This is a genomic window from Nostoc mirabile CHAB5784 (assembly GCF_020829645.1).
GTDB classification, from domain to species: Bacteria; Cyanobacteriota; Cyanobacteriia; order Cyanobacteriales; family Nostocaceae; genus Nostoc; species Nostoc mirabile.
On sequence record NZ_JAIVFS010000251.1, the window covers coordinates 1 to 3,414 of the forward strand.

The window sequence follows — 3,414 nt, forward strand, 5'->3', positions numbered from 1 at the left end:
AGCCGAGCCGAGTAGCAGGAACTGGCCGGTGCGCCGTCCGGCGGCGATTGCGATCGATCAAGCCCCGCAGAGTCTGGAACACGTTAGGCAGACGATGAACTTCGTCGAGGATGACGAGTTTGTCACCATGACTTGCAAGATAGAGCGCCGGTTCCGATAGTTTGGCGCGGTCCGCTTCTGATTCTAGATCAAGATAGATCGAGGACCGGGTTTCTCCAATATTGAGTGCAAGTATTGTTGCCGACTTGGCGGGGGCCCAACAATGTAATCGCAGGACTTAAGTCCACGAAATGTCGGAGTTCGGTTTCAATTCTTCGCTCAATCGTCCTTGCATTCATGGAGTTTTATTCGTAATTGCAAAGATAAAACTGGATCGCGTTAGGAACCTGGCTGCTCGACGGCTTCGCCGCGACGCGTTGGGCACTTGCGGACATTTCGTAAGACGCGACTAATCGACCGCGTTGGAACGATCCTACGGCATGGGCGAAAGCTCGCCTCCTACGGAAACCCTCGCCGTCGACATCTTGAGGGCCTCGATCATATTGACCCGGCGGTGGTTTGCGTTGCGGTCCCTGATCAGGCTGCCGCTCTGAGGTCGAAATTCGCGTGGATGACTTCGTAGGGTACGTGAACCTTTCCGTCTTCGGTTTGTTCGAATATACCCCAGTCCGACAATGCGGACACGTCCTCGTGGACACGCTTAACGTCACGTTCGACGGATCGGGCAAGTCCGCGTATGCTCGATGGACCGATCTTCTGAAGATGTTCAATCAATTCCCACCTTTTGGGGGTGATGACAGAAAAAAGCTGTGCGGGCGACGAAAAGGTGAAGACTGCCACGGGCTCTGAGGGATTGCCTGAACGCATGGCGTTCGTTGCCCTTTCAAAAACCTCATTGAGGGCAGCTTCGCTGTCTGCTCTGATTTGAATCAAGGCTTCTCTCATGGCTTCTTCCTCCTCTTGATTATCTCCTTCCGAAAGTCGGACAGGAGGGCATCGGGCGTTTTGAACATGTAAGGATGCTCGTCGCCGTCAAGATGACAATGATCGCCTTTGCCGCGTTCGTTGTCGAAACCGACGATGCGCCGACCATCCTTGCCAAAAAACAGTCGATAGTTGAAGAGGTGCGTGCTACCGGTTCCCGCACGTTCCACACGACAATCGCACCATCTGGCAAAACAGTTTTCGAACATTCCACAAGTACCGCGGCAATCATGTTGTCGTTTACGCCATCACAACACGCTGTTGTCAAGGATGCCAACGCAGCTTCGAGGTTGATTTGGCAGCAGGTTCCAGGATGTTTATGCTTGGAATATTTTACTGATTTATCTTCTTTAAATACATATATTATTATTTTTATACTTGATGAAAGGAATGAATTACCAGCATTGACATAAGTGAACGATCGCGGCGCGCTATTGGTTTGAGGCAGGGGAGTGTCGGTCGTAAACATATAATTTGTGTAGGAGTGGCGCTAAAACATATAAATAGTGTAAGCAGACCGTTGCTGTGAAAGGTGGGGAGTTTGATTGGCGGATTTTGCTTGTTGTACGGGCGGGCAATTTGAACTGCCTGCAACCAAGTGATTTTTATAGGTTTTTGCATGAAGGATGATTATTTATTGGTGGAGCAGAGAGGGAATCTGATTATGAAGTGGACTGAAAAGGCGATGAAAATTGGTGGCGATCAATCGTAATAACAATATCATGATATTGTTATTACGATTGATCGCCACCAATTTTCATCGCCTTTTCAGTCCACTTCATAATCAGATTCCCTCTCTGCTCCACCAATAAATAATCATCCTTCATGCAAAAACCTATAAAAATCACTTGGTTGCAGGCAGTTCAAATTGCCCGCCCGTACAACAAGCAAAATCCGCCAATCAAACTCCCCACCTTTCACAGCAACGGTCTGCTTACACTATTTATATGTTTTAGCGCCACTCCTACACAAATTATATGTTTACGACCGACACTCCCCTGCCTCAAACCAATAGCGCGCCGCGATCGTTCACTTATGTCAATGCTGGTAATTCATTCCTTTCATCAAGTATAAAAATAATAATATATGTATTTAAAGAAGATAAATCAGTAAAATATTCCAAGCATAAACATCCTGGAACCTGCTGCCAAATCAACCTCGAAGCTGCGTTGGCATCCTTGACAACAGCGTGTTGTGATGGCGTAAACGACAACATGATTGCCGCGGTACTTGTGGAATGTTCGAAAACTGTTTTGCCAGATGGTGCGATTGTCGTGTGGAACGTGCGGGAACCGGTAGCACGCACCTCTTCAACTATCGACTGTTTTTTGGCAAGGATGGTCGGCGCATCGTCGGTTTCGACAACGAACGCGGCAAAGGCGATCATTGTCATCTTGACGGCGACGAGCATCCTTACATGTTCAAAACGCCCGATGCCCTCCTGTCCGACTTTCGGAAGGAGATAATCAAGAGGAGGAAGAAGCCATGAGAGAAGCCTTGATTCAAATCAGAGCAGACAGCGAAGCTGCCCTCAATGAGGTTTTTGAAAGGGCAACGAACGCCATGCGTTCAGGCAATCCCTCAGAGCCCGTGGCAGTCTTCACCTTTTCGTCGCCCGCACAGCTTTTTTCTGTCATCACCCCCAAAAGGTGGGAATTGATTGAACATCTTCAGAAGATCGGTCCATCGAGCATACGCGGACTTGCCCGATCCGTCGAACGTGACGTTAAGCGTGTCCACGAGGACGTGTCCGCATTGTCGGACTGGGGTATATTCGAACAAACCGAAGACGGAAAGGTTCACGTACCCTACGAAGTCATCCACGCGAATTTCGACCTCAGAGCGGCAGCCTGATCAGGGACCGCAACGCAAACCACCGCCGGGTCAATATGATCGAGGCCCTCAAGATGTCGACGGCGAGGGTTTCCGTAGGAGGCGAGCTTTCGCCCATGCCGTAGGATCGTTCCAACGCGGTCGATTAGTCGCGTCTTACGAAATGTCCGCAAGTGCCCAACGCGTCGCGGCGAAGCCGTCGAGCAGCCAGGTTCCTAACGCGATCCAGTTTTATCTTTGCAATTACGAATAAAACTCCATGAATGCAAGGACGATTGAGCGAAGAATTGAAACCGAACTCCGACATTTCGTGGACTTAAGTCCTGCGATTACATTGTTGGGCCCCCGCCAAGTCGGCAACAATACTTGCACTCAATATTGGAGAAACCCGGTCCTCGATCTATCTTGATCTAGAATCAGAAGCGGACCGCGCCAAACTATCGGAACCGGCGCTCTATCTTGCAAGTCATGGTGACAAACTCGTCATCCTCGACGAAGTTCATCGTCTGCCTAACGTGTTCCAGACTCTGCGGGGCTTGATCGATCGCAATCGCCGCCGGACGGCGCACCGGCCAGTTCCTGCTACTCGGCTCGGCT

The 3,414-nt window shown here is 50.0% G+C and carries 8 protein-coding genes; 4 read left to right on the top strand and 4 right to left on the bottom strand.

What is annotated here, in order from left to right; genetic code table 11:
* The 3 genes from LC653_RS48330 to LC653_RS48340 form a co-directional block, all read right to left on the bottom strand.
* The coding region (locus LC653_RS48330) for an AAA family ATPase (RefSeq protein ID WP_504828444.1) at positions 1–274 on the bottom strand (274 nt) is incomplete at its 3' end.
* 302 nt (positions 275–576) lie between these two features.
* Entirely contained in the window at positions 577–945 is a 369-nt protein-coding gene (locus LC653_RS48335) for an HVO_A0114 family putative DNA-binding protein (protein ID WP_004444360.1), read from the bottom strand.
* Positions 942–1,082, bottom strand: a complete 141-nt coding sequence (locus LC653_RS48340) for a toxin-antitoxin system TumE family protein (RefSeq protein ID WP_504828445.1) — start codon at positions 1,080–1,082, stop codon at positions 942–944. The genes LC653_RS48335 and LC653_RS48340 overlap by 4 nt, the downstream gene beginning before the upstream one ends.
* Between LC653_RS48340 and LC653_RS48345 the strand changes: the two genes are divergently transcribed.
* On the top strand, positions 1,020–1,397 hold the full coding sequence (locus tag LC653_RS48345; protein WP_229501737.1) for a hypothetical protein: 378 nt from the start codon (positions 1,020–1,022) through the stop codon (positions 1,395–1,397). The genes LC653_RS48340 and LC653_RS48345 overlap by 63 nt on opposite strands.
* A gap of 620 nt (positions 1,398–2,017) precedes the next feature.
* Here LC653_RS48345 and LC653_RS48350 read toward each other — a convergent pair.
* A complete protein-coding gene (locus LC653_RS48350; RefSeq protein WP_229501737.1) occupies positions 2,018–2,395 on the bottom strand; it encodes a hypothetical protein in 378 nt (125 codons plus the stop codon).
* On the opposite strand from LC653_RS48350, the gene LC653_RS48355 reads away from it, so the two are divergent.
* From LC653_RS48355 to LC653_RS48365, 3 genes are all read left to right on the top strand, one after another.
* Positions 2,333–2,473 (top strand): toxin-antitoxin system TumE family protein, encoded by a 141-nt coding sequence (locus tag LC653_RS48355; RefSeq protein ID WP_504828445.1) that lies wholly within the window; start codon positions 2,333–2,335, stop codon positions 2,471–2,473. The genes LC653_RS48350 and LC653_RS48355 overlap by 63 nt on opposite strands.
* Positions 2,470–2,838, top strand: coding sequence for an HVO_A0114 family putative DNA-binding protein (locus LC653_RS48360; RefSeq protein ID WP_004444360.1), 369 nt, complete (start codon positions 2,470–2,472; stop codon positions 2,836–2,838). Before LC653_RS48355 ends, LC653_RS48360 begins: the two co-directional genes overlap by 4 nt.
* 356 nt (positions 2,839–3,194) lie before the next feature.
* A partial coding sequence (locus tag LC653_RS48365) for an AAA family ATPase (RefSeq protein WP_504828446.1) occupies positions 3,195–3,414 on the top strand: 220 nt, incomplete at its 3' end.

What these genes read in the sequence shown, in the direction of transcription:
- LC653_RS48345 (WP_229501737.1), top strand. Translation starts at nt 1,020, where the DNA reads ATGCTCGTCGCCGTCAAGATGACAATGATCGCCTTTGCCGCGTTCGTT.
- LC653_RS48350 (WP_229501737.1), bottom strand. Translation starts at nt 2,395, where the DNA reads ATGCTCGTCGCCGTCAAGATGACAATGATCGCCTTTGCCGCGTTCGTT.
- LC653_RS48360 (WP_004444360.1), top strand. Translation starts at nt 2,470, where the DNA reads ATGAGAGAAGCCTTGATTCAAATCAGAGCAGACAGCGAAGCTGCCCTC.
- LC653_RS48335 (WP_004444360.1), bottom strand. Translation starts at nt 945, where the DNA reads ATGAGAGAAGCCTTGATTCAAATCAGAGCAGACAGCGAAGCTGCCCTC.